25 protein-coding genes and 1 pseudogene are annotated in these 22166 nt (G+C 66.0%); 16 read left to right on the forward strand and 10 right to left on the reverse strand.

Going from position 1 to position 22166, the window contains the following annotated elements; genetic code table 11:
* Window positions 1-316: 316 nt before the first annotated feature.
* Window positions 317-2806: a PPE family protein gene (locus AWC07_RS00090; RefSeq protein WP_084293456.1), complete on the reverse strand. Its 2490-nt coding sequence runs from the start codon at window positions 2804-2806 to the stop codon at window positions 317-319.
* A 405-nt stretch (window positions 2807-3211) separates the two neighbouring features.
* Here AWC07_RS00090 and rplN point away from each other — a divergent pair, with 405 nt between their 5' ends.
* Genes rplN through rplO form a run of 10 tightly spaced genes read left to right on the forward strand, consistent with a single transcriptional unit; the run spans window position 3212 to window position 7368 of the window.
* Entirely contained in the window at window positions 3212-3580 is a 369-nt protein-coding gene (gene rplN, locus AWC07_RS00095) for a 50S ribosomal protein L14 (protein WP_023370951.1), read from the forward strand.
* Window positions 3581-3898, forward strand: a complete 318-nt coding sequence (gene rplX / locus AWC07_RS00100) for a 50S ribosomal protein L24 (protein ID WP_036398370.1) — start codon at window positions 3581-3583, stop codon at window positions 3896-3898.
* On the forward strand, window positions 3898-4461 hold the full coding sequence (gene rplE / locus AWC07_RS00105; protein ID WP_036411897.1) for a 50S ribosomal protein L5: 564 nt from the start codon (window positions 3898-3900) through the stop codon (window positions 4459-4461). The genes rplX and rplE overlap by 1 nt, the downstream gene beginning before the upstream one ends.
* 4 nt (window positions 4462-4465) lie before the next feature.
* Entirely contained in the window at window positions 4466-4651 is a 186-nt protein-coding gene (locus AWC07_RS00110; RefSeq protein WP_011739072.1) for a type Z 30S ribosomal protein S14, read from the forward strand.
* A 24-nt stretch (window positions 4652-4675) separates the two neighbouring features.
* A complete protein-coding gene (gene rpsH, locus AWC07_RS00115; RefSeq protein WP_036398368.1) occupies window positions 4676-5074 on the forward strand; it encodes a 30S ribosomal protein S8 in 399 nt (132 codons plus the stop codon).
* A gap of 13 nt (window positions 5075-5087) precedes the next feature.
* On the forward strand, window positions 5088-5627 hold the full coding sequence (gene rplF, locus AWC07_RS00120) for a 50S ribosomal protein L6 (protein WP_036398367.1): 540 nt from the start codon (window positions 5088-5090) through the stop codon (window positions 5625-5627).
* Window positions 5628-5668: 41 nt separating this feature from the next.
* Window positions 5669-6037 carry a 50S ribosomal protein L18 gene (rplR, locus tag AWC07_RS00125; protein ID WP_139829459.1) on the forward strand — a complete coding sequence of 123 codons (369 nt, stop codon included), beginning with the start codon at window positions 5669-5671 and terminating at the stop codon, window positions 6035-6037.
* A 19-nt stretch (window positions 6038-6056) separates the two neighbouring features.
* Complete coding sequence (gene rpsE, locus AWC07_RS00130; RefSeq protein WP_036398365.1) at window positions 6057-6722, forward strand: 30S ribosomal protein S5; 666 nt, start codon at window positions 6057-6059, stop codon at window positions 6720-6722.
* Window positions 6719-6931, forward strand: coding sequence for a 50S ribosomal protein L30 (gene rpmD, locus AWC07_RS00135; protein WP_036398363.1), 213 nt, complete (start codon window positions 6719-6721; stop codon window positions 6929-6931). Before rpsE ends, rpmD begins: the two co-directional genes overlap by 4 nt.
* Entirely contained in the window at window positions 6928-7368 is a 441-nt protein-coding gene (rplO, locus tag AWC07_RS00140) for a 50S ribosomal protein L15 (RefSeq protein WP_036398361.1), read from the forward strand. The genes rpmD and rplO overlap by 4 nt, the downstream gene beginning before the upstream one ends.
* Window positions 7369-7395: 27 nt before the next feature.
* On the opposite strand, the gene AWC07_RS00145 is transcribed toward rplO, so the two are convergent.
* Window positions 7396-8322, reverse strand: coding sequence for an LLM class flavin-dependent oxidoreductase (locus tag AWC07_RS00145; protein ID WP_036399442.1), 927 nt, complete (start codon window positions 8320-8322; stop codon window positions 7396-7398).
* A gap of 49 nt (window positions 8323-8371) precedes the next feature.
* Between AWC07_RS00145 and sppA the strand changes: the two genes are divergently transcribed.
* Window positions 8372-10162 (forward strand): signal peptide peptidase SppA, encoded by a 1791-nt coding sequence (gene sppA / locus AWC07_RS00150; RefSeq protein ID WP_036411899.1) that lies wholly within the window; start codon window positions 8372-8374, stop codon window positions 10160-10162.
* On the opposite strand, the gene AWC07_RS00155 is transcribed toward sppA, so the two are convergent.
* Both AWC07_RS00155 and AWC07_RS00160 read right to left on the reverse strand, forming a co-directional pair.
* The gene (locus AWC07_RS00155) at window positions 10159-11088 is read right to left on the reverse strand and encodes a class I SAM-dependent methyltransferase (RefSeq protein WP_036411900.1); all 930 of its coding nucleotides are present in this window, start codon (window positions 11086-11088) and stop codon (window positions 10159-10161) included. The two genes, sppA and AWC07_RS00155, sit on opposite strands and share 4 nt — an antisense overlap.
* Entirely contained in the window at window positions 11085-11786 is a 702-nt protein-coding gene (locus AWC07_RS00160; RefSeq protein WP_036411902.1) for a class I SAM-dependent methyltransferase, read from the reverse strand. The genes AWC07_RS00155 and AWC07_RS00160 overlap by 4 nt, the downstream gene beginning before the upstream one ends.
* An 84-nt stretch (window positions 11787-11870) precedes the next feature.
* Here AWC07_RS00160 and AWC07_RS00165 point away from each other — a divergent pair, with 84 nt between their 5' ends.
* Both AWC07_RS00165 and AWC07_RS00170 read left to right on the forward strand, forming a co-directional pair.
* A complete protein-coding gene (locus AWC07_RS00165) occupies window positions 11871-12644 on the forward strand; it encodes an SDR family NAD(P)-dependent oxidoreductase (RefSeq protein WP_036411905.1) in 774 nt (257 codons plus the stop codon).
* Window positions 12641-13873 carry a zinc-dependent alcohol dehydrogenase gene (locus AWC07_RS00170; protein ID WP_036411903.1) on the forward strand — a complete coding sequence of 411 codons (1233 nt, stop codon included), beginning with the start codon at window positions 12641-12643 and terminating at the stop codon, window positions 13871-13873. Before AWC07_RS00165 ends, AWC07_RS00170 begins: the two co-directional genes overlap by 4 nt.
* 144 nt (window positions 13874-14017) lie before the next feature.
* Here AWC07_RS00170 and AWC07_RS00175 read toward each other — a convergent pair whose 3' ends face one another.
* Together AWC07_RS00175 and AWC07_RS00180 are read right to left on the reverse strand one after the other, a co-directional pair.
* Entirely contained in the window at window positions 14018-14680 is a 663-nt protein-coding gene (locus AWC07_RS00175) for an L-fuculose-phosphate aldolase (protein ID WP_167379987.1), read from the reverse strand.
* Window positions 14677-15666: an NAD(P)-dependent oxidoreductase gene (locus tag AWC07_RS00180; RefSeq protein WP_036418363.1), complete on the reverse strand. Its 990-nt coding sequence runs from the start codon at window positions 15664-15666 to the stop codon at window positions 14677-14679. Before AWC07_RS00180 ends, AWC07_RS00175 begins: the two co-directional genes overlap by 4 nt.
* A 30-nt stretch (window positions 15667-15696) precedes the next feature.
* On the opposite strand from AWC07_RS00180, the gene AWC07_RS00185 reads away from it, so the two are divergent.
* Window positions 15697-17034: a xylulokinase gene (locus AWC07_RS00185; protein WP_036409546.1), complete on the forward strand. Its 1338-nt coding sequence runs from the start codon at window positions 15697-15699 to the stop codon at window positions 17032-17034.
* A 41-nt stretch (window positions 17035-17075) separates the two neighbouring features.
* The gene (locus AWC07_RS00190) at window positions 17076-17741 is read left to right on the forward strand and encodes a GNAT family N-acetyltransferase (protein WP_036409550.1); all 666 of its coding nucleotides are present in this window, start codon (window positions 17076-17078) and stop codon (window positions 17739-17741) included.
* A gap of 3 nt (window positions 17742-17744) precedes the next feature.
* Here the strand turns inward: AWC07_RS00190 and AWC07_RS00195 are convergent.
* The 3 genes and pseudogenes from AWC07_RS00195 to AWC07_RS27315 form a co-directional block, all read right to left on the reverse strand.
* A pseudogene (locus AWC07_RS00195) lies at window positions 17745-18343 on the reverse strand (SAM-dependent methyltransferase).
* A gap of 11 nt (window positions 18344-18354) precedes the next feature.
* The gene (locus AWC07_RS00200) at window positions 18355-19374 is read right to left on the reverse strand and encodes a 2,5-dihydroxypyridine 5,6-dioxygenase NicX family protein (RefSeq protein WP_036409498.1); all 1020 of its coding nucleotides are present in this window, start codon (window positions 19372-19374) and stop codon (window positions 18355-18357) included.
* 132 nt (window positions 19375-19506) lie between these two features.
* Window positions 19507-19671, reverse strand: a complete 165-nt coding sequence (locus AWC07_RS27315; RefSeq protein ID WP_167379988.1) for a hypothetical protein — start codon at window positions 19669-19671, stop codon at window positions 19507-19509.
* 104 nt (window positions 19672-19775) lie between these two features.
* On the opposite strand from AWC07_RS27315, the gene AWC07_RS00205 reads away from it, so the two are divergent.
* A complete protein-coding gene (locus AWC07_RS00205) occupies window positions 19776-21083 on the forward strand; it encodes a cytochrome P450 (protein WP_036409500.1) in 1308 nt (435 codons plus the stop codon).
* On the opposite strand, the gene AWC07_RS00210 is transcribed toward AWC07_RS00205, so the two are convergent.
* Complete coding sequence (locus AWC07_RS00210; RefSeq protein ID WP_139829451.1) at window positions 21056-22003, reverse strand: SAM-dependent methyltransferase; 948 nt, start codon at window positions 22001-22003, stop codon at window positions 21056-21058. The two genes, AWC07_RS00205 and AWC07_RS00210, sit on opposite strands and share 28 nt — an antisense overlap.
* Between the last annotated feature and the right edge of the window lie 163 nt (window positions 22004-22166).

A 22166-nucleotide genomic window follows, 5' to 3' on the forward strand; every position in this document is an offset into this window, starting at 1 on the left:
CGCCAAACCAGCAGACGAACACGCAGGTCACACCGACACACCCCAAGTTACCGACCGGTAATGTCCTAACTCAGGCGGCCCGCAACGCTGCCGCAACCACATCCAACGTCTTGCTGCCACTTGCCACTCAAGCCCCTCCACACCAAACGTGATGGCCCTGAACTCTAGGCACCGCCACTCGGGGTTGTCACACCGACGACCAGGTGATCGAACCGGGAGCGCCGCTCGGCGATAAGTGCGGCCCGGGCGACACCATGCTTTTGAGCAGCTCGACTCTTTGACCAGGCCGAAACGTCGGCGCCGAAGTCGCCCGAGCTCAACCGTTGAGCAGTGCCAAACGGGTGAAGTCGAACGCACCCGGCAGGGCCGAGCCGGTGCTCGGCAAGGTGATCTGGGGCAGGAGGGTAAAGCTGGGGATGATCGTCTGCGTGAGCTGGACGGGCGGGATGATGATGGGGCCGGGAGTGGCGAAGCTCCCAACCTGAACGCCGCCAATGCTCAGCGGCGGTAAATCGATGCCGCCGGGTCCGATAAGCACCGCGGGGACGCTGATCGGCGGCAGGCCGAACTGTCCCACATTTAGGTTGTTTATGGTGATCGGTGGCAGATCGAAGTGTGCCGTGGTCGACGGGATGCTCATCGGCGGAGTAACGATCTGTGGCAGGGTGAACGACGATACCGATATTGCGGGGATAGTGAATGCGTCGATCGTGATTGGACCGCCGGTGTAGATGTTTGTGGGAATTTGGATAAGTGGAGCAGTGGCATCGGCGGGAGCGTTGATGTCGAAACTCATAACGATGGGGTTCGGCATGGTGATGGTGATCAGCCCAAAGGGGCCGACATTCATCGAAATGTTATTTGCTACCCACATGTCGGAGTGAATCGAAAAACTACTCACCGTGAGCTGGGGTAGGCTAAATGCGCCCACCGAAACGGGGGGCGTGGAAAATCCACCTACGGTTACGGGCGGGGTCTCAAGCGCGGGTATGTCGACAGTGGGCGTCGTCGCGGTTACTCCGATTGACGGTATCGAGATCTCGGGTAGTTGATTGGGGCCAAAATTTATGAGTTGTGTGGCAATTTCGCCCACTGAAACCGGCCCGGAATGTATGGCGGGGGTCATAATGGTGGGCATGGTAAACCCGGGTACAGACACCTGAGGCACGGTTATTTGCGGCAGGCCGACGGTGGCGGTGAGAGCGGGCGTGGTGATGGGCCCGAGGCTGAGACCACCTGTGCCGGTGTTGCCTAAGCCCAACGGCGGCGCGGTCACGGTGAAGCTGGGGATTAGGGGGAAGCCGCTGAGCTCGATGGGGCCGGCGGAGCTGCCGCCGATGGTGATGGGACCGGGAGTGGAGAAGCTCCCGATGTCGATGCCGCCGACGGTGATCGAGGGTACCTGGACTCCTCCAATGGTGATGGGCGAGACGTCCAACGGAGGTACGAGGAAGCCGGTGACGTCGATGGGGGGAACGGTGATCGTTAGCCCGGTTTGCGAGATGCTCAGATCGCCACCGGACCAGGTCCATGGCGGGGCGGTGATCGACGGGAGGGTGAACTGGCCGCCGGTGGAGATCGTCGGTGAGCTGAAGCCGACATGCGTTTGTGTATTTCCAATGGTTATTTGCGGTAATGTGGCGTTCCCTGCCGTGAGAATGATCTTGAGGTTTATGGGGTCAGGGAGTGAGAGATTGGCAACTTGTATGTTGTTATGTATCGTCACCCCGATATATTGATCGGGGGTCCAGCTGCTCGGGTTGTTGAAGTTTGCGTTGTACCCGTTCGGAGGTATATAGATTATTGGTGGTATAGATATCTTGGGCGTTTCCAGCGGAGGCATGCTGATTGCGGGCAGCGTAAACGGCTCTATGGTGATACCGGTCGGCGTTGAAAATCCTGGCGTATTCAACGACGATATAGTCGTGCCCGATATTGTCACGGGTATTGTTAGCGCGGGTAGGCTAAAATTGCCCACCATTACACCAGTGGGACTGCCGATCAGAATATGGGGCGTCGTAAACGCCGGTATGTTTATGGCGGGCGTCGTGATTTCGGGCAGCTTAAAGCCGGGTATGGATATCTGGGGTATGGTTATTTGGGGTAGCCCAAGCGTAATTGGGAGCGTAATGGCAGGCGTGCTGAAGGGCAGCAGGCTAAAGCCGGCCGCGCTGGCCGGGGAAGCGACGACGGCCGGTTGCGTGAGCGCCGCACCAACCCCGGCCGCCGCGGCATTGGCCGCCTGTGCGGCGGCCCCGGCCGCCTGGGTGGGCAGGTCCGCGAGGTTCCGCAGCGGCTGGACGAATGGCGGCAGCGTCGAGACGACCGCCGACGAGGCGGCGTAATAATCCGACATCGCCGCCACGTCCTGAGCCCACATCTGCTCGTATTCGGCCTCGACGGCCGCGATCGCCGGGGTGTTTAGTCCCAGCAGGTTCGAGACCGCAAGCGATACCAGCTGGGTACGGTTGCCCACTACCAGCGCGGGATGAACCGTCGCCGCCCGCGCCGCTTCAAACAGCGCCGCCGCGGCTCGGGCCTGAATGCTGGCCTGCTCGGCCTGCGTCCCCGTCGCGCTCAACCAGCCCGCGTAAGGGGCGGCCGCGGCAACCATTGCCGCCGAGGCCGGGCCCTGCCAGGCCGCGTCCGCCAGACCTGCAGTCACCGACGAAAACGAGTTTGCCGCCGCACCCAGCTCGGTGGCCAACTCCTTCCAGGCCGCCGCCGCAGCGGTCAGCGACCCCGACCCCACACCGCCGAACATCCGTGCCGAGTTGACCTCTGGTGATAGCACTTGGAAATTCATCGCGTGCCCTCATATCTTTCATCGTGGTCTAGTTACCGATCGGGATCGCGTGACGAGCCTAGCTAGGTCGCCTGGCAGCGGTGTGGAGGGACTTCGTCGGATTGGTTAGCAAGACAGAATCCCGGCCACGCCCGCGCTCGGTGCCGGCCGGGAGCCGTCGATCAAACCCGACCCGGTAGGTGCCCCGATGGGCGAAATTTGGCCCCGGGAAATTTGGCCCCGGGAAATTTGGCTCTGAGCTGGCCGTCCCCTAGACTCTTGGGGTTGCCTTGGGCAGACCTCGGCTGGTGCGCGTAAGCGTTATCGGCCCTGCGTGCCCTTGGGCGGCGCAAGCGTTACAAGACCGCGCACGTCTGGTGTTTGGTGAGCCCTGCCGTGCACACGTCAACCAGGTCAGGAGATCTAGTGATTCAGCAGGAATCGCGGCTCAAGGTCGCCGACAACACCGGCGCCAAGGAGATCTTGTGCATCCGCGTGCTCGGCGGATCGTCGCGACGCTATGCCGGCATCGGTGACGTCATCGTCGCCACCGTCAAGGACGCGATTCCCGGCGGCAACGTCAAGCGCGGAGACGTCGTCAAGGCCGTCGTGGTGCGCACCGCCAAGGAGCGCCGGCGCCCGGACGGCAGCTACATCAAGTTCGACGAGAATGCCGCAGTGATCATCAAGCCCGACAACGACCCGCGCGGAACCCGCATCTTCGGGCCGGTCGGGCGCGAACTGCGGGAGAAGCGATTCATGAAGATCATCTCGCTGGCCCCGGAGGTGTTGTAGATGAAGGTCCACAAGGGCGACACCGTGCTGGTGATTGCCGGGAAAGACAAAGGGGCCAAGGGCAAGGTTTTGCAGGCGTACCCGGACCGTAACCGGGTCCTGGTCGAGGGCGTCAACCGGATCAAGAAGCACACCGCGGTCTCCACCAACCAGCGTGGCGCCAGGTCGGGCGGGATCGTCACCCAGGAGGCCCCGATCCACGTCTCCAACGTGATGGTCGTCGACTCCGACGGCAATCCCACCCGAATCGGCTACCGGGTCGACGAGGAAACCGGCAAACGGGTCCGTATCTCGAAGCGCAACGGCAAGGACATTTGATGACTACTGCCGAGAAGGTTCAGCCGCGTCTAAAAGAGCGCTACCGCAACGAGATCCGGGACACGCTGCAAAAGGAGTTCGGCTACCGCAACGTCATGCAGATCCCGACCGTGACGAAGGTCGTGGTCAACATGGGCGTCGGCGAGGCTGCCCGGGACGCCAAGCTGATCAACGGCGCGGTCAACGACCTGGCGCTGATCACCGGGCAGCGGCCGGAAATTCGCCGGGCACGTAAGTCCATCGCGCAGTTCAAATTGCGTGAGGGCATGCCGGTCGGCGTACGCGTCACGCTGCGCGGCGACCGGATGTGGGAGTTCCTCGACCGGCTCACCTCGATCGCGCTGCCGCGTATCCGCGACTTCCGCGGGTTGTCGCCCAAGCAATTCGACGGGGTGGGCAACTACACCTTCGGGCTGGCCGAGCAATCGGTGTTCCACGAGGTCGACGTGGACAAGATCGACCGGGTCCGCGGCATGGACATCAACGTCGTCACCTCGGCGACAACCGACGAGGAAGGGCGAGTGCTGTTGCGGGCCCTCGGCTTTCCCTTCAAGGAGAACTGAGCAGATGGCGAAGAAGGCACTGGTCAACAAGGCCGCACGCAAACCCAAGTTCGCGGTGCGCGGCTACACCCGATGCAGCAAATGTGGCCGCCCGCGCGCGGTGTTCCGCAAGTTCGGGTTATGCAGGATCTGCTTGCGGGAGATGGCGCATGCGGGTGAGTTACCCGGCGTGCAGAAGAGCAGCTGGTAACGGCGAGGAAGGGCAGACGCTGTTATGACGATGACGGACCCGATCGCAGACTTCTTGACCCGTCTGCGCAACGCCAATTCGGCGTATCACGATGAAGTGGCTTTGCCGCACTCCAAGATCAAGGCCAACATCGCCCAGATCCTCAAGAACGAGGGCTACATCAGCGACTTCCGCACCGAGGATGCCCGGGTCGGCAAATCGCTGATCGTGCAGCTCAAATACGGGCCCAGCCGGGAGCGCAGCATCGCCGGTTTACGCCGGGTGTCCAAGCCGGGGTTGCGGGTCTACGCGAAATCCACCAATCTGCCGCGGGTGCTGGGCGGCCTGGGTGTGGCGATCATTTCGACCTCCTCGGGCCTGCTCACCGACCGTCAGGCAGCCAGACAGGGCGTGGGCGGCGAAGTGCTCGCCTACGTCTGGTGAGAGGGATATAGAGATGTCGCGCATTGGTAAGCAGCCGATTCCGGTACCGCCCGGAGTAGACGTCACGATCGACGGCCAGAACGTCTCCGTCAAGGGGCCGAAAGGCGCCCTGGACATGACGGTCGCCGAGCCAATCACGGTGTCCCGCAACGATGACGGCGCCATCGTCGTCACGCGTCCCAACGACGAGCGGCGCAACCGCTCCCTGCACGGGCTGTCGCGCACCCTGGTGTCCAACCTGGTCACCGGCGTGACGCAGGGATACACCACCAAAATGGAGATCTACGGTGTCGGTTACCGCGTCCAGTTGAAGGGCGCCAATCTCGAGTTCGCGCTCGGTTACAGCCACCCGGTGGTGATTGAAGCACCCGAAGGCATCACGTTCGCGGTCCAGGCGCCGACGAAGTTCACGGTGTCCGGGATCGACAAGCAGAAGGTCGGCCAGATTTCGGCGAATATCCGCCGGCTGCGTCGTCCCGACCCTTACAAGGGCAAGGGCGTGCGCTACGAAGGCGAGCAGATCCGCCGCAAGGTCGGGAAGACAGGTAAGTAGTCATGGCGCAATCACAGGCTGAAACCGCTGCGCGAAAGCCGGTGGGGCAGAACGTATCCGCGACCCGGCGCGTCTCCCGGCTGCGCAGGCACGCCCGGCTGCGCAAGAAGATCGCCGGCACCCCGCAGCGTCCCCGGCTGGTGGTGCACCGGTCCGCGCGGCACATTCACGTGCAACTGGTGAACGACCTCAACGGCACCACCCTGGCCGCCGCGTCCTCGATCGAAGCCGATGTGCGTGGTGTCGACGGGGACAAGAAAGCCCGCAGCGTGCGGGTCGGCCAGTTGATCGCCGAACGAGCCAAGGCGGCCGGCATTGACACCGTGGTATTCGACCGCGGCGGCTACAGCTACGGCGGGCGGATTGCGGCGCTGGCCGATGCCGCACGCGAGAACGGATTGAACTTCTGATGAACGGGAGGACCGCATAATGGCGGAACAGTCGGCTGGCGGGCAAGGCGCCCCAGACAGCCGCGACTCGCGTGACGGCCGGGGCCGGCGCGACAGCGGCCGCGGCGGCCGCGACAGCGACAAGAGCAATTACTTGGAGCGTGTCGTGGCCATCAACCGGGTTTCCAAGGTGGTCAAGGGTGGTCGGCGATTCAGCTTCACCGCACTGGTCATCGTTGGCGACGGCAACGGGATGGTTGGTGTCGGCTACGGCAAGGCCAAGGAAGTTCCGGCCGCCATCGCCAAGGGTGTCGAGGAGGCTCGCAAGGGCTTTTTCCGGGTCCCGTTGATCCGCGGCACGATCACCCACCCGGTGCAGGGTGAGGCGGCCGCCGGCGTGGTGTTGTTGCGCCCGGCCAGCCCCGGTACCGGTGTGATCGCCGGGGGCGCCGCCCGCGCGGTGCTGGAATGCGCTGGCGTGCACGACATTCTGGCGAAATCGCTGGGCAGCGACAACGCGATCAACGTGGTGCACGCCACCGTCGCTGCGCTGAAGATGTTGCAGCGTCCCGAGGAGGTGGCCGCCCGGCGCGGTCTGCCGATCGAGGACGTCGCTCCGGCCGGCATGCTCAAGGCGCGGCGCGAAAGTGACGCGCTTGCCGCCGCCGCGGTGCGAGAGGCCCAGACGTCAGGGGCACAACCATGAGCACTCAGCTGAAGATCACCCAGGTGCGCAGCACCATCGGGGCCCGTTGGAAGCAGCGCGAAAGCCTGCGCACCCTGGGTTTGCGGCGGATTCGCCACTCGGTGATTCGCGAGGACAACCCGCAGACCCGCGGGCTGATCGCGGTGGTGCGGCACCTCGTCGAGGTGGAGCCCGCAAACGTAGAGGCGACCGGAGGTAACACCAAGTGACCATCAAGCTGCACGATCTGCGGCCGGCGCCCGGATCGAAGACCGCACGGACCCGCGTCGGTCGCGGTGAGGGCTCAAAGGGCAAGTCGGCCGGGCGTGGCACCAAGGGCACCAAGGCCCGCAAACAGGTACCGGTGACCTTCGAGGGTGGGCAGATGCCCATCCACATGCGGTTGCCCAAGCTCAAGGGATTCCGTAACCGGTTCCGCACCGAGTACGAGATCGTCAACGTCGGCGACATCAACCGGCTGTTCCCGCAGGGCGGCGCCATCGGCATCGATGACCTGGTCGCTAAGGGAGCGGTTCGCAAGAACGCTCTGGTCAAGGTGCTCGGTGACGGCAAGCTGACCGTCAAGGTCGACCTCACCGCGCACAAGTTCAGCGGCAGCGCCCGCGAGAAGATCACCGCCGCGGGCGGGTCCGCCACCGAACTCTAGGGTCGCGGCACTAATCCTGCGGCGTGATCAGTCCAGCCGCGGAATCACCTCCGCGGCAAGACGTTCCATCTGATCGCGGTTTTGTGCCACATCGGCGCCCACCGGGTTGAGCAGCAGCATCGCGGCGCCGGCGTCGATCACCTCGCTCAGCCCGCGGACGACGTCATCGGGCGTGCCCGCCACCGCCACCGAATCGATGCCGGACATCCGGCCGTAGATGGCGCGTAACCCGTCGAGCACCCGCTCGCGGGCGCGGTCGCCGTCGTCGTCCACCATCAGATAGACCCGCTTGCCGATGGTGAAGGTTGCCGGATCCTGGTGTTGTTCGGCGAGCTCACCGCGCACGACCCTGACGGCCTGGGCAAAGTCGGCCGTTGTCGACGAACCCGCGCCCAGGAACGCGTCACCGTGGCGCACTGCTCGGGCCAGCGCCGTGGGCGCCCGGCCGCCGAACCAGATCGGCGGGTGTGGTCGCTGCACCGGTTTGGGCGCGACTGGCAGGTCATCGACGTCGCGGAACCGGCCGTGGAACGTCACCCGCGGCTCGTCGGACCACGCCGCTTTCATCAAGGCCAGGCCCTCGGTGAAATATCGGACGTGGGTGGCCTTGTCGACGCCGAAAGCCGCGAATCTGCGGGAACCGCCGCCGGCCGCAATACCGAGATCGAGGCGGCCGTGGCTGAGCCGGTCGACGGCGGTCACCGCCGAGGCCAGCTGCAACGGATCATGCAGCGAGGTCACGAGAACGCCGACCCCCAGCCGTAGCCGCTCGGTACAGGCAGCCGAATATGCCAGCAGCTCCAACGGTGCCAGCAGCGGTGACTCGCCGACAATCTGCTCGAGCACCCATCCGCCTTCGAACCCCAACTCCTCGGCGCGACCCAGATACGAGCGCAGCCCGGCGGTGTCGAAGTTGTCGTAGTCCAATTGGGGGATCGCGATGCAAAACCGCACACCTTCACCGTACGGTGGGCGCCCGACGGCTATCGGTAGGCTGGCAAACATGTTCGCCTTACTGTCTTTTCTGCCCGGCGTCGACGACGTGCGCGCCCTGGCTGACCGGGTCGACACCGCGCGCCATCACGGCGTGCCCAACGGCTGCGTGCTCGAATTCAATCTGCGCAACATGCCGGTGGAGACGACGGGTTTCGACCCGCTGACAATCCTGTCCGGAGGCGGCCGGCCGCTGGCCCTGCGCGACGCCGTCGCCGCGATCCACCGGGCTGCCGAGGACCCACGGGTCGCCGGAATGATTGCCCGCGTCCAGCTTCCGCCGTCGCCCGCCGGCGCCGTTCAGGAACTTCGGGAGGCCATCGCGGCCTTCAGTGCCGTCAAGCCCTCGGTGGCCTGGGCCGAAACCTATCCGGGCACGCTGTCCTATTACCTGGCTTCGGCATTCCGCGAGGTCTGGCTGCAGCCCTCGGGAAGTGTCGGGCTGATCGGCTTTGCCAGCAACGCGATGTTCTTGCGCGACGCCTTGGACAAGGCCGGTATCGAAGCCGAGATCGTCACGCGAGGTGAATACAAGTCGGCGGCAAACCTTTTCACCGAAGACGGTTACACCGAAGCCCATCGCGAGGCTGTCACCCGGATGTTGGAAAGCTTGCAGAGTCAGGTGTGGCACGCGGTCGCCGAATCGCGCGGCATCGACGCCGACGTGCTCAACGAGCTGGCCGACCGGGCTCCGCTGCTGCGTGACGAGGCGGTGGCCTCCGGCCTGATCGACCGGATCGGATTCCGCGACGAGGTCTACGCTCGCATGGCGGAAATGATTGGGATAGAAGATGTTTCGCCGGAGTCCGTCGACACCGACGAGAAGCCGCCGCGAATGTACCTGGCCCGCTACGCGGGCACCGCGCGGTCGCGACTGGCGCCGCCGGTACCGTCGATACCCGGCCGCCGAGCCAAGCCGACGATCGCGGTGGTCACCGTGGAAGGCCCGATCGTCAACGGACGCGGTGGCCCGCAGGGTCTGCCGTTCGGCCCGTCCAGCGCCGGTGGCGACACCATCGCGGCGGCGCTGCGGGAGGTGGCCGCCGACGATTCGATTACGGCGATCGTGCTGCGGGTGGACAGTCCCGGGGGATCGGTCACCGCGTCGGAGACCATCTGGCGTGAGGTGAAACGGGCCCGTCGCCGCGGCAAGCCCGTCGTCGCCTCGATGGGTGCGGTCGCCGCCTCCGGCGGCTACTACGTTTCGATGGCCGCAGATGCGATCGTCGCCAATCCCGGCACCATCACCGGTTCCATCGGGGTGATCACCGGGAAACTGGTGGTTCGCGATCTGAAGGACCGGCTGGGAGTCGGGTCGGAAACGTTGCGCACCAACGCCAACGCCGACGCCTGGTCGATAGACGAGCCGTTCACGCCGGAACAGCGGGCCCGCCGGGAGGCGGAGGCCGATCTGTTCTACGGCGACTTCGTGGCGCGCGTCGCCGAGGGCCGCAACCTCAGCACCGAAGCCGTCGACGTGGTGGCCCGTGGCCGGGTCTGGACCGGTGCCGATGCGCTCGAGCGTGGCCTGGTCGACGAACTCGGCGGCTTCCGCACGGCGGTACGCCGTGCGAAAATCCTGGCGGGCCTGGACGAGGACACCGAGGTTCGACTGGTCAGTTATCCGGGCTCGTCGCTGTTGGACCTGCTACTGCCGCGCATGTCATCGCGACCGGCGGCGGCTTCGGTACCCGATGCCGTCGGGACGCTGCTGATTCGCTCGATCGCCGGTGTCGTCGAGGGTATCGAGCAGACGCTCAGCGGTGCCAGCGCGTTATGGCTGGGGCAGTCGCGCCTCTAGGCGGATAAGACGGCGCTGATGAAGATGATCTCGCCGAGCGGGTCGTCGTCGTCGGGATCGGGCACGGGAATGCCGGCGCGCCGGAACAGTTCGGCTCGGGTCACACCATCGACGTCCCAGCCCTTGGCACTCAGGTAGTCGACGACGTGGTTGCGGTCGCCGGGGTACACCAGCGACGCCATGTCGATGTCGATGCCGTGCTCCCGGAAGGCCGCCGACCTCTCCCGGATCCGGTCGGCATCGAAATCCACTATGCCCGGCACGAATTCGGTGGCGATGGCGCTACCCGGGGCGCTGAGTGCAGCGATGTTGTCGAACAGCCGGTCCTGGGCTTCCGGTGGTAAGTAGATCAGCAGGCCTTCGGCCAACCACGCCGTCGGTGCGGCCGCGTCCAGGCCCGCCGCCTGCAGCGCAGTCGGCCAATCGCCGCGCAGATCGATCGGAATCACCCGCCGAGACGCCGTCGGCTCGGCACCCAACCGGGCCAACGCGGTTGTCTTGAACTCGGCCACCCGGGGCTGGTCGAGTTCATAGACCACCGTCCCGGCGGGCCACGGCAACCGGTAGGCGCGCGCGTCCAAGCCGGATGCCAGGATCACCGCCTGCCGGATTCCGCCGCCGGTGGCGTTGATGAAGTAGTCGTCGAAGTACTTGGTGCGCACCGCCATTCCGTCGACCATTGCCTGTGCCCGGGCCGGCGACACGTCCTGGATGGCCGCCATATCGAGGTCGCCGTCCATCATCTTGATGAAGAAGTCGACGCCGACGGCCCGCACCAGTGGTTCGGCGAAGGGATCGTTGATCAACCCGCGGGGATCCTTGGTCGCCATCGCGCGCCCCGCGGCGACCATGGTCGCGGTGACGCCGACGCTGGAGGCCAGATCCCAGCTGTCATCGTCGCTGCGTTGTGACTCGTTACGTGTCATCGGTTCTGTTCCTGTCCGGGTGTCGGGGTACGGGTGGCGCGGTAGTAGGTGAGCCGCCCGAAGACACGATGCCGTTGAGTATCGACCTCGGCGCAGTCGAACCCGGCCGCCGTCAAGAGCCGCGGAATGGCATCGCCGAGGTTGCCGGCGCCGTGGTGGCCGCGCACAATGCGTCGCACGGCCAGGCCGTCGCGATCGGTCAGGTCACCCCCCATGTCGACCAGGTGGAGTCGGCCGCCGGGCTGTAGGACCCGGAATGCCTCTGCCGCCGCAGCGGTTTTCGCCGCATCGTCCAAGTGGTGCAGCATCATCGACGACAGCACCCGGTCGAATTCGCCGTCGGGGTAGGGCAGCTGCTGGGCATAACAACGTTCGAAACGAATCCCGGTCAGCCACGCTGCCTTTCGCTGCGCCCGATGCAATGCCAGCGGGTCGGGATCACACCCGACCACCTGCGCCATGGGGTGGGCACGCTTGACCCTGATCGCCAGATTCCCGGTGCCACAACCGATTTCCAGGACACGATGGTCGTCGCCGATATCGGCCTGCGCGATGAGCTTCTGGTAGACCCGGGTGAAACCGAGCAGCCGGGTCAGTAGGTCGTAGAACGGCAACAGCGCATCATGGCCTGCGGCCGGGAAGTAGTCATGGCGTTGTCCGAGCTTGCTGACGAAGCCATGTAGATGATCGTGGGCCACGAAAGCCAGGATAAAGCCCTGGCTTTGAGCAGCCCCGCACGGCAACCTTGAACTATGTCGTACGCGATGGCCGGGTCGTACGCGATGGCCGGCAAACGGGTGTTGATCACGGGTGCATCCTCGGGGGTCGGAGCGGCCCTGGCCAGGCAGTTGGCCGCCCAGGAGGCGGTGGTCGGGTTGATCGCCCGGCGGCGAGACCGGCTGGGTGAGGTGCTGGCCGAATGCCGCAGGACGTCGCCGGAGTCGGCGATGTGGGTCGCCGACCTGGGCGACACCCCCGCGGCCGCCCGGCTGGCACTACAAGCCTGGCACGCCCTGGGTGGCATCGACGTGCTGGTGAACAACGCGGCGGTACCCAGACGCCGGGCCGTGACCGCGCTGAAGCCGGCTGACGTGGAGGAGGTGATGCGGGTCAACTTCTTCGCCCCGATGCGGATGACGCTGGCGCTGCTGCCGCGGATGCTGGCGAGGCGGTCCGGCGTCATCGTCAATGTGTCGAGCGTTGGCGGACGACTCGGCATCATCCACGAAGCTGCCTATTGCGCAAGCAAATTCGCGCTATGTGGCTGGAGCGAGGCGATGGCGGTCGACCTGGCGGGCACCGGAGTATCGGTGAAGCTGATCCAGCCGGGTCCGGTGGACACCGAGATCTGGGACCGGCCCGACAACGACGAACCTCTCTATCGGGGGCCCAAGGTTAGCGCCGACCTGGTGGCCGAGGGCATCGTCGCGGCCATCGGCAGCGACCGGTTCGAGCACTATCTGCCAGAGTTGATGGCCCTCAAAGACGTCGTCGACGCCAAGAACGCCGACCTGGACGCGTTCATCGCCGGCGCGGCGGCCATGACCTGGCAATGAGGGCACTGGTTTACGGCGTGCCGCCCGAGCCGTTCGAGGTTCCCGATGATGCCAACGCCCTTACCCAGAACCTGGCCCACAGCCCGACAGGGCTGCGGTTACTGCCCGACCCGCGGTTGCTGCGCCCGGACTGGGTGATCACCCGACCGCGGCTGACGGGCATCTGCGGGTCTGATTCCAAGCAGATCCTGATGGACTTCGGCGAGCACGACGCCGACAACGCCATGGCCGCATTCTGTTCCTTCCCGCAGGTCATGGGCCACGAGGTGATCGCCGACGTGGTCGAGATGGGACCGGAGGCCCGCGGGGTTGAGGTGGGCCAGCGGGTCGTGCTCAATCCGTGGCTCTCCTGCGGGCCACGTGGCATCGAACCGCCGTGTCCGGCCTGCGAAGCCGGCGACTACAGCCTGTGCTGGAGCTTCGCCGACGGCGACATCAAACCCGGAATCCACACCGGGGTGTCGGCCGACGTGACCGGCGGCTACGCAGAGCTGATGCCCGCCCACCACAGCATGCTGTTCGCCGTTCCCGACTCGGTTCCCGACGAAGCAGCCGTGTTCGCCGACCCGTTCTCGGTGTCGCTGCATGCGATCACCCGCCATCCGCCGCCGCGCTGCGGCCGGGTGCTGGTGTACGGCGCCGGCTCGCTGGGGTTGTGTGCGCTGGTGATCCTGCGGGCGCTGTATCCGGACGTGGCGGTGGCCGTCGTCGCCCGATTCCCGGCCCAGGCCGAGCTTGCCCGGCGGTTCGGCGCCGCCAAAGTCGTTGCGCACGAACCACGTCTGGCCATCATCGAGGAACTGGTGTCCTGGGGCGGCGGCCGGCTGCGCCAGCCGTTGCTGGGCCTGCCGATGGCCCACCCCGGCGCGGTCGACGTGGTCTACGACACCGTCGGCAAGCCGGAGACGTTCGAGGTAGGGGTGCGAGTGCTGACCTCGCGCGGGACGCTGGTCAAGGCCGGTGTCCACACACCCGGCCATTGGGAGTGGAGTCCGCTCTACTTCAAAGAGATCAGCTGGGTCGGGTCCAACGCCTTCGGCGTCGAGGAGGTCGACGGTGTCCGCCGGCACGCCATTGCCCACTACCTTGACCTGGTAGTCGCGGGCCGGGTGGACCTGCGTCCCCTGCTGACCCACACCTTCGGGCTGGAGCAATGGCGGGATGCCTTCCTCGCGATCGCCGATCAGGGCGCGAGCGGGGCCGTCAAGGTGGCCATAGATCAGCGTTAGGCGTCGTTATGGCGTGGGGGGCGGACCCAGGATCTCGGTGCCGTACGGACGGGCCAGCTCGGCAAGAGCAGCCGGATCCGGCGAGCGTGAATCTCGGCGTGTCGCGTCGTACGGTTCACAGTAGGCGCCGTCTCAAGCCCGAGCTCAAGTGTTGGCGCGCAGATAACCGTAGACGCCGGCGAAATTGCGGTTCACGTCCTCGGGAATGGGCACTGGACCACCGAGAGCGCGTGCACCCCAAACGATTTGGGCGGTCCGTTCGACGAGCGCGGTGACATGCAGAACCTTGTCCGGTCGGGGCCCGACGGCCACCAGGCCGTGGTTGGCGATCAGGGCTGCGGCGCGGTCTTGCAAAGCCCGCACCGCATTGTCCCCCACCTCGGGAGTGCCGGACGCGGCGTATTCGGTGCAGCGAACGTCCCCGCCGCAGTAAACCGCAAACTCGTCGATGCAGGCCGGAATCGGCTGATGGGCGATGGCGAACATGGTCGCCCACACCGGATGGCTGTGGATGACGCTGCCGATGTCGTCGAACGCCTGGTAACACGCCAGGTGCAGCTTCATCTCCGTCGACGGCGAACGTCCCGGCTTAGCTTGCAGCACAGCGCCTTCCGAGTCGACGAGCACCAAGTCGTCGAGCGTCATGTCGCTGTAATCGACCGACGACGCCGTGATGACGATGGTCCCGTCGCGGCGCCGCGCGGAGATATTGCCCGCCGTTCCTTCGACCAGGCCGCGGCGCAGCATGTCCTTGGCCGCCGCCAGCACCGCGGCCTCCGCGTTATCAACGGATTTCACCGATGTCATGAGCCGAGCACCTCCGGGTTGACGATATGGGTGGGCCGGTTGCCGGACAGCAGCGCTTCCAGGTCGTCGGCCACCAGCTGCGCCTGCCGGGCCTCAGTGTTCCAGGTCGCCCCGCCGATGTGTGGGGTCAGCACGACGTTGGGCAGGCCCGTCAGTGGATGATCGGGCGGCAGCCATTCGCCGGCGAAGTGGTCCAGGCCGGCTGCGGCCACCTTGCCGCCGCGCAAAGCCTCCACCAGCGCGTCGGTGTCGTGCAGCTGGGCCCGCGCGGTGTTGAGGAAGACGACGCCATCGCGCATGGCCGCGAACTGCTCGGCGCCGATCATGCCCACGGTGTCGTCGGTGACCGGTGCATGCAGGGAGACGACGTCGGCCTCACCCAACAGCTCGGCAAGGCTGTGGCGAGCTTCGTCGTTGTACGGGTCGTGGGCGATGACCCGCAACCCTAGCCCGGACAACCGCCAACGCACAGCGCTGCCCACCGCACCCAGACCCACCAGGCCCGCGGTGAGCCCGGCGATCTCCCAGCCGCGGAACCGCTGATAGGGAATCAGGCCATCGCGAAACATGTTGCCGGAGCGCACATCTGCGTCCGCAGCCAGCACGTGACGGGTGGCGGCCAGCAACAGCGCCACCGTCAGTTCGGCAACCGCGTCGGCATTGCGCGCCGGAGTGTTCAGCACCGGGATGCCGGCCGCGGTGGCGCCACGGATATCGACGTTGTTGGGATCGCCGCGGGTGGCGGCTATGGCAATCAGGGCCCGCGACCCAGGCTCGAACACCGGCCCACTGACCGAATCAGATTCCACCACAACGATATCGGCGGCTTCGGCGACGATCCGTTGGGCCAGCTGCTCGGCGTTGTAGATGCGCAGCGGGGTCTGGTCTATCCAGGGGTCGTATACGACATCGGCCAGGTGCCGTAGTTTGGCCAGCCCCGGTCCCCGCAGCGGGGCCGTCACCAGGGCGCGCGGTCGAGACGTCACGTATGCCAATGCTGGCGTACCGTGGCGCCCGTGTCACGTGAAGCCGTCACAATGGGCATCGACATCGGCAGCACAGCGGTCAAAGCGGTGGTCGCCGACGAGAACGGCACTGTCAAAGCGCGGGTGCGGATCCCGCATCAGCTGCGGGTGCCGGCCCCCGACCGGCTCGAGCACGATGCCGACGAGGCATGGCGGCGCGGACCGTTGGCGGCCCTGGGCCAGCTGGCCCCGGCGGCTGCGAAAGCAGTGGCCGTTTCGGCGATGGTGCCGTCGCTGACCGCCGTCGATTCCGACGGCCGGCCCATCACCCCGGGACTGCTGTACGGCGACAGCAGGGGCCGGGTACCCGGTGCCGCCCAACAGCCGCTGCCGTCGGTGGGTGAAGCCGCCGAATTCCTGCGCTGGACGGCCGCCGAGGCGCCCGACGCGACCGGCTACTGGCCGGCGCCGGCGGTGGCCAACTACGCGTTGGCGGGTGAGCCGGTGATCGACTTCGCCACGGCCGTAACGAGTTTGCCGTTGTTCGACGGGTCCGGTTGGAACCCGGCGGCGTGCGCCGACCGCGGGGCCAGTGTCGCGCAGATGCCTCGGGTCGAAACGTTCGGCTCGGCGATCGCTCAGGTACACGGCACCGACGCGGTGCTGGGGGCCGGCGCCATCGACGCCCTGTGTGAGCAGATCGTGGCGGGCGCCGACCACGACGGCGATGTGCTGGTGCTGTGTGGCACCACGCTGATCGTGTGGACGACCATCGCCGCGCCCCGGCAGGTGCCGGGCTTGTGGACCATTCCGCACACGGCCGCCGGGAAAAGCCAGATCGGCGGGGCCAGCAACGCGGGGGGCTTGTTCCTCGGCTGGGTGGATCGCGTTGTGGCACCGGGCGATCCGGCTGCCGCCGACCCGCGGCGGGTACCGGTCTGGCTGCCTTACATTCGTGGCGAACGGACGCCGTTCCATGATCCCGACCGCCGGGCGCTGCTCGACGGCCTGGACCTCACCCAGGACCCCGCGTCGGTAAGGCGGGCGGCATTCGAGGCATCGGGCTTCGTGGTTCGCCAGCTCATCGAGTTGAGCGGGGCGCCGGCCTTGCGTCTCGTCGCATCCGGTGGCGGCACCCGCGTCCATCCCTGGCTGCAGGCCATCGCCGAGGCGACCGGCCGGGTGGTGCAGGTGTCCCGCGTGGCCGAGGGAGCTGCCCTGGGTGCGGCTTTCCTCGGGCGCATGGCGGCCGGTCTGGAGTCGTCGATCGCCGACGCCGCCCGCTGGGCCTCGGTCGAGCGGGTCGTGGAACCCCGTCCGGAGTGGATCGGTCCGACCAAAGAGCGCTATCGGCGGTTCCTGGAGCTCAGTGGATCAAAGTTGGCCTAGCGGGTGGCGCGATACCGGGTATGTCGTTCTACGCTTATGCAATGACAGACCACGACCAGACTGCCGTCCGCCGCGAGATCGCAGATGCCTTGTACGCCGCACTTGAACGTCGGCACGAGGTCGCCGACGCCATCGTCGAGGCCGAGAACAAAGCGGCCGCGGTCGAGGCGATCGTGACGCTGCTGGGCACCTCGCACGTGGCCGCCGAAGCGGTGATGAGCATGTCCTTCGACCAGCTCACCCAGGATGCTCGCAAGCAGATCCTGGCCGAACTCGAAGACCTGAACCAACAGCTGAGCTTTGCCGCGAAAGATCGTCCCGCGAGCTTCGGCGAAAGCCTTGAGCTGCGGCCCTTCTCCGCCGAGGAGGACCGCGACATCTTCGCCGCGCGCACCGAGGAAATGGCTGCGGCGGGCGACGGGTCCGGCGGGCCAGCCGGCAACCTCGACGACGAGATCAAGGCAGCGCTGCGCAGAGTCGACGACGAGGAGGCGGCCTGGTTCGTCGCCGTCGATTCCGGGCAGAAGGTCGGCATGGTGTTCGGCGAGCTCGTCCACGGCGAGGTAGACGTGCGGATCTGGATACATCCCGAGCATCGCAAGAAGGGTTACGGCACAGCGGCATTGCGCAAGTCGCGCTCGGAGATGGCGTGGGCGTTCCCTGCCGTTCCGATGGTCGTCCGCGCGCCGGCGGCCCATCCGGCCTAGCGGTTACAGGGTTGCGGTGACGGCAACGATGTCGCCGAGCTGCGACATGTCGCCGTCGGGTAGGACGCGACCGTAATCGGTGAACAACTCCCGGCGTGGCCGGGTGCCCACCTGCCAGCCCCGGCCGGTCAGATACTCCACGACGTTGCTGCGCTCGCCGTCGTAGAACAGTCCCGACAGGTCGATATCGCAACCCAATGTGGCCCACCGCTGGTTGAACTCCTGGGCACGTTGCGCCATCGTCGATCCGGTGTCGGGATGGTATTCGGTGGCCAGCCTGCTTCCGGGCGCGCTCAGTTCGGTGATGTTGTCGAACAGGCGGTCCTGGGCGTCGGGCGGCAGGTACATCAGCAAGCCCTCCGCGCTCCAGGCTGTCGGTTTCGTGTCGTCGAATCCATTGTGGCGCAAGGCATTCGGCCAGTCGTCGCGTAGGTCGACGCTGACCGTTCGCGCACCAGCGGTGCGGCGAACGGGTCGTCGATGATCGGGTCGGCCGCTGTGGACGCCAGCGCGCGGGCGGCGGCGACCATCGTCGCCGTGGCCCCGACACTGGATGCCAAATCCCAGCTGTCGCCGGGGGATCGGGATGAGTCGACTGCCATGTGTTTGGGTCTCAGACCGCGTCGATGTGTAGGACTTCCCCTACGGTGTGCCCCTGGCTCTGACCGTCGAGTGCGGCGCGGTCCCACCGGCCGTCGGAGAAGACGAGCGCCTCGTCGAACCAGATGCTGCATCCGTCGAGGATCATGTCGAGGTGTAGCGGTGCGGTCCAACCGACCTTTGTTCTCGACTGGGTCGGGGTGCCCAGCCCGAGGTGCAAACCCGGATGGCGCTCATTGATGTGCGACAGGAAACCGACCCATTCGGTTATGCCTTCGTTTGTGCCGAAGCCGACTTCGCCTACCCTGTCGGCGTTTTCGACTTCGAAGAAGTTGCTCAGAACACCCGACACCACTGGATCGCAACATCCGGCCCGTTGCACGACCGAGTCCGTTATTTCCAGGGTGACGGGGTTGCGGGCCAGTCTGGGATCGCCGGGAAAACCGAAGCTCGAGTTTATCGCTCCGTCGACCACCACGATTCCGGTCACATGCGGTGTATACGTATTGACCTCGCCGGGCGGCAGGATGGCCGGGAACTGGCCGTTGAAATAGCCGCAGCTGTTTGTCCAGCCGCCATCCGGCACGGGCCTGATATGGACGTCCGTCCCGGCCGGATTGGTGACGTGAATGTCGTGCGCCCGCTTGGCGGCCGCGATCACCGAATTGTTCAAGGAGTCAAGTGATGCGCGGTCGACGGCCAGCGGCAGGGAGAACAACGCGGGGGAGAAGTTGAATAGCCGAAAGATGCGGGTATGTTTCGGTTTTTCGGTCGTTTGCAGATACTCGAGTACAGCGGCGCGATGGATGCTGGACACCATGCTGACCAGCAGCAGCACCTCGAAGCCGCCGACCCGGCGCTTGTCGAAGCGGTCAGCGGGCTCAACCCGGACTTCGGCCGAACCCGCCCGGATGCGTTGCCCCAGCGTTTCGAGCAAGCGTTGGTCATCGTCGCCGTGCAGTTCGTCGGAATAAAGTACGAGCACCCGATCGTCGGGTTGCAACTCGAGATAGCTGGTGCAGAGCGTGTCCATGCCGTCGATTACGGATGAATCAGTGGACCGAGTTCCAGCACCCATCAATGACTTCCCATCGGTCGGACGTGCAAACACAGATCTCCCCGCGCCCCTTTTCCGAGCGGGCGCGGGGAGCGCGAAATTCGCGGCTCAGACGACGGCGTTGGGGCAGAGCCAGGCGTCGTCGGCGATCCGGGTTGGGTCGGTGCGGGCGATGGCGATTTTCTCGTTGACGTCGCGCAGGGTCTTCAAGTCAGCCGCGGATAATTCGGTGGAGCTCAGTTCTGCACTGGTGGCGATAATGACGTTGGACATTGACGAAACCCCTTCTGTGACCGGCGCATGGTAGACGTTAGCACTCGTGCTGGCCGCGTGCGAACTGTAGCTTGCAAGCCATTGAGCATTTACGGTACGAGGCGATGGTGCGCATTCACGCCGATGCTTACGACTCGGTCGACTTTTTCAGCGACGAGTCGCTGTTGCCGAACCCATATCCCTACTTCGACCACCTCAGGGCGAAAAGCCCCGTTTTGCGGCTGCCGCCCCACCAGGTGATGGCAATTACCGGCTATCCCGAGGGCAATGCCGTTTACCGGGACTCCGGCAATTTCTCCTCGCTCGTCGCCGTTGGCGGACCGTTTCCGCCGCTGCCGTTCGAACCGCGGGGCGACGACATCGGCGAGCAAATCGAACGGCACCGCCATCGGATGCCGATGAGCAACTACCTGACCACGATGGACCCGCCCCAACACTCCCGGGCGCGGGCGCTGCTGGGTCGTCTGCTCACCCCCGAGCGCCGCGCATGCGCTACGGAGTCGATGCGGCGCCTGGCCGGTGATCTCATCGACCAATTCATCGCCACCGGCCACTGCGAGTTCGTGTCCGAATATGCAAAGCCCTTCTCGTACAGGGTGATTGCAGACCTGCTCGGTGTGCCCGGCCACGACCGCCGGCTATTCGACGTGCCGCGGCCGCCGGTGCCGGTCGGTGCGCTGGACCATGCGCCGCTACCGGAGGATCCGCTGCGCTGGCTGGACGACATATTCGTCCGCTATCTGGTGGAGCGGCGACGCGAACCCCGCGCGGATGTGCTGACGCAACTGGCCACCGCGCGCTATCCCGACGGGACGACACCCGAGGTCGCCGACCTCGCCAGGAGCGCCACCCTGCTCTTCACCGCCGGACGGGGGGCCACCGCGTTCATGCTGAGCTGGTCGGTTCGGCTGCTAGCCGAGCGTCCCGATCTGGCGGAGCAACTGCGTGCCAACCGCAGCCGGATTCCGCAGTTCGTCGAGGAGGTCCTGCGCATGGAAAGCCCGGTAAAGAGCGACTTCCGGCTGGCCCGCAAGACCACCCGGGTGGGTGATGTCGTGATCCCGGCCGGCACCACCGTGATGCTCTGTCCCGGGGCAAGCAACCGTGATCCCCGAAAGTTCGTCAGGCCCAATGAGTTTCGCCTGGACCGAAGCAACGCCCGCGACCATATGGCGTTCGGTCGCGGCGCGCATTCGTGTCCCGGAGCGGCGCTGGCCCGCGTCGAGGCCCGCATTTCGATCGAATGCATCCTGGACCGGTTAACCGCAATCCGGCTCAGCACCGCCGAGCATGGTGCGCCTGATAACCGGCGATTCAGCTATGAGCCGGCGTACACCCTGCGCGCGCTGACCGGCTTGCACCTCGAGTTCGCGCCGGCTTTGCCTCAGCCACTGAATTCGGCCGAGATGTAGACCACCTCGCCGAAGGGAGCGTCGTCGCCGTCGACGGGTGGCAGTCCGTGTCGGGCGAACAGGTCGGTGTTGCTCACCCCGGCGATCCGCCAACCATGGGCAGCCAGATATGTGCCCGCGTCGGTGCGGTCGTCGAAATACAGCAGAGCCGCCATGTCGAGATCGAAGCCGTGGCGATTCCACCGCTCGTTCTGGCGCCGCATGCGCCGTCGCAGCTCTTCTCGGTTGAGATCGTTGACGTCGAGCAGACCCTCGGTGGCGAACCGGCTGCCCGGTGCGCTGTGGGCGGTGACCTGGTCCAGCAGCCGGTCCTGGGCCTGCGCCGGCAGGTAACCCAGCAGCCCTTCTGCGGACCAGGCGGTTGGCTGGGCCGGGTCGAAGCCGGCTTCGCGCAATGCCGCCGGCCAGTCGTCACGCAAGTCGACCGCTACCGGGCGCCGATCGGCCGTCGGCTGCGCACCCAGGCCGGCCAGCGTCGCGGTCTTGAACTCGATCACCCGCGGCTGGTCGACTTCGAACACGGTGGTACCGGCCGGCCAGGGCAACCGGTAAGCGCGGGAATCCAGGCCGGACGCCAGGATGACGGCTTGGCGGATACCGGCCCGGGTTGCGTCGGTGAAGAAGTCGTCGAAGAACCGGGTGCGCACGGTCATAGCGTTGGCGAAGTGCCGGATGCCGTTGGCCGTGTCGTCATCGACGTCGGCGGTACTTAGCTCGCCACTGGCGACGCGGCTGAAGAAGTCGACGCCGACCGCTTTGACCAGCGGCTCGGCGAAGTGGTCGCTGGCAATGGCTCCGGCGCCGTTGGCGTCCCGGCAGGCCGCCGCGCGTGCGGCCGCCACCATGGTGGCCGTCAAACCCACGCTGGAAGCCAAATCCCAGGTGTCGCCCTCGAAGCGCGCGCTACCCAATTGCGTCATCCGTTTGCCCTCCGCCGGCCACTTATTGATACTTAGCAAATATAACGAACTAGCAAGACTGTACGCTCGCCCGGCGCCGCCACGGCCACCCAGGCAAGTCCCGCCCACATCAGCTGTTAATCTCGTAACGGTTTGACGCGCTGTAGATAATGCGGCCGTACGT

The organism is Mycobacterium gastri, from assembly GCF_002102175.1.
In the GTDB taxonomy this organism is placed as follows: domain Bacteria; phylum Actinomycetota; class Actinomycetes; order Mycobacteriales; family Mycobacteriaceae; genus Mycobacterium; species Mycobacterium gastri.

Coding starts and splice junctions, on each gene's coding strand:
- sppA (WP_036411899.1), top strand. CDS start 8,372: ATGTTCGCCTTACTGTCTTTTCTGCCCGGCGTCGACGACGTGCGCGCC.
- rplE (WP_036411897.1), top strand. CDS start 3,898: ATGACTACTGCCGAGAAGGTTCAGCCGCGTCTAAAAGAGCGCTACCGC.
- AWC07_RS00165 (WP_036411905.1), top strand. CDS start 11,871: ATGGCCGGCAAACGGGTGTTGATCACGGGTGCATCCTCGGGGGTCGGA.
- rpsE (WP_036398365.1), top strand. CDS start 6,057: ATGGCGGAACAGTCGGCTGGCGGGCAAGGCGCCCCAGACAGCCGCGAC.
- AWC07_RS00110 (WP_011739072.1), top strand. CDS start 4,466: ATGGCGAAGAAGGCACTGGTCAACAAGGCCGCACGCAAACCCAAGTTC.
- AWC07_RS00090 (WP_084293456.1), bottom strand. CDS start 2,806: ATGAATTTCCAAGTGCTATCACCAGAGGTCAACTCGGCACGGATGTTC.
- rplF (WP_036398367.1), top strand. CDS start 5,088: ATGTCGCGCATTGGTAAGCAGCCGATTCCGGTACCGCCCGGAGTAGAC.
- AWC07_RS00200 (WP_036409498.1), bottom strand. CDS start 19,374: ATGGACACGCTCTGCACCAGCTATCTCGAGTTGCAACCCGACGATCGG.
- AWC07_RS00205 (WP_036409500.1), top strand. CDS start 19,776: ATGGTGCGCATTCACGCCGATGCTTACGACTCGGTCGACTTTTTCAGC.
- rpsH (WP_036398368.1), top strand. CDS start 4,676: ATGACGATGACGGACCCGATCGCAGACTTCTTGACCCGTCTGCGCAAC.
- AWC07_RS27315 (WP_167379988.1), bottom strand. CDS start 19,671: ATGTCCAACGTCATTATCGCCACCAGTGCAGAACTGAGCTCCACCGAA.
- rpmD (WP_036398363.1), top strand. CDS start 6,719: ATGAGCACTCAGCTGAAGATCACCCAGGTGCGCAGCACCATCGGGGCC.
- AWC07_RS00155 (WP_036411900.1), bottom strand. CDS start 11,088: ATGACACGTAACGAGTCACAACGCAGCGACGATGACAGCTGGGATCTG.
- AWC07_RS00175 (WP_167379987.1), bottom strand. CDS start 14,680: ATGACATCGGTGAAATCCGTTGATAACGCGGAGGCCGCGGTGCTGGCG.
- AWC07_RS00190 (WP_036409550.1), top strand. CDS start 17,076: ATGACAGACCACGACCAGACTGCCGTCCGCCGCGAGATCGCAGATGCC.
- AWC07_RS00210 (WP_139829451.1), bottom strand. CDS start 22,003: ATGACGCAATTGGGTAGCGCGCGCTTCGAGGGCGACACCTGGGATTTG.
- rplX (WP_036398370.1), top strand. CDS start 3,581: ATGAAGGTCCACAAGGGCGACACCGTGCTGGTGATTGCCGGGAAAGAC.
- AWC07_RS00170 (WP_036411903.1), top strand. CDS start 12,641: ATGAGGGCACTGGTTTACGGCGTGCCGCCCGAGCCGTTCGAGGTTCCC.